Below are 1,036 nucleotides of genomic sequence, written 5' to 3' on the forward strand. Positions count from 1 at the left end.
GTCTGAGCTCCTAAAGCGGGATGAAGTTAGCTTGAATCGATTTGGGATTCCCAAATCAGGTCGTTTTTGATTCACCATGCTGGCTGGGCGGAGGCCAGCATGGATGGGCAAGCCTTACTCTGAGGATCTTCGGAAGCGGGTTGTCGCAGCGGTTTTGACCGGCGGTTTGTCGCGCAATGAGGCGGCAAAACAGTTCGGGGTTGCGATCAGCACCGCCATTGGCTGGGTGCGCCGACAGAACGAGACCGGCAGCGTGGCGCCCGGCAAGATGGGCGGCCACCGGACGAAGGCGATTTCCGGCGAACACCGCGTCTGGATGTTGGAAAGAGCCAAGCGAGACTTCACCTTGCGCGGCTTGGTCGCCGAGCTCGCCGATCGCGGGCTGAAGGTTGACTATCGTTCGGTATGGGAGTTCGTCCATGCTGAGAAGCTCAGCTTCAAAAAAAAGCGTGGTGGCCGGCGAACGCGATCCGATATGGCGGCCTTGCGGGGATGGGCGCCGCGCGGCCAGAGGCTTCCTATCAAAGTTCCACACGGCCGCTGGAAGACCATGACCTTCCTGGCGGCCTTGCGCCATGACCGCATCGCGGCGCCGTGGTTTCTTGAGGGGCCGATCGATGGCGACAGCTTCCGCCTCTACGTCAAGGAGGTCCTTCTCCCGACGCTTCGCCCCGGCGACATCGTGGTCATGGACAATCTTGGCAGCCACAGAGGCAAGATCGTGCGTCAGCTCATCCGCTCCGCAGGAGCCAAGCTTTTCTTTCTGCCAAAATACTCCCCCGACCTGAACCCTATCGAGCAGGTCTTCGCCAAGCTCAAGCACTTCCTCCGCAGAGCAGCAGCCCGAACAGTCGAGGCTGTTTGTTTCGCCATCGGCGAGGTCCTCAAGCTCTTCTCGCCCGAAGAATGTCTGAGCTACCTAAAGCGGGATGAAGTTAGCTTGAATCGATTTGGGATTCCCAAATCAGGTCGTTTTTGATTCACCATGCTGGCTGGGCGGAGGCCAGCATGGATGGGCAAGCCTTACTCTGAGGAT

Annotated in this window: 1 protein-coding gene; it reads left to right on the plus strand. The window is 59.2% G+C overall.

What is annotated here, in order from left to right; all coding sequences use genetic code 11:
- The first annotated feature begins 103 nt into the window (after positions 1 to 103).
- Complete coding sequence (locus tag AC628_RS41635) at positions 104 to 979, plus strand: IS630 family transposase (RefSeq protein ID WP_074132560.1); 876 nt, start codon at positions 104 to 106, stop codon at positions 977 to 979.
- Positions 980 to 1,036 lie beyond the last annotated feature (57 nt).

Source organism: Bradyrhizobium sp. NAS96.2 (assembly GCF_001908235.1).
GTDB lineage: Bacteria > Pseudomonadota > Alphaproteobacteria > Rhizobiales > Xanthobacteraceae > Bradyrhizobium.

Excerpts from the sequence above, each read along its gene's own strand:
- AC628_RS41635 (WP_074132560.1), top strand. The coding sequence starts at position 104 with ATGGGCAAGCCTTACTCTGAGGATCTTCGGAAGCGGGTTGTCGCAGCG.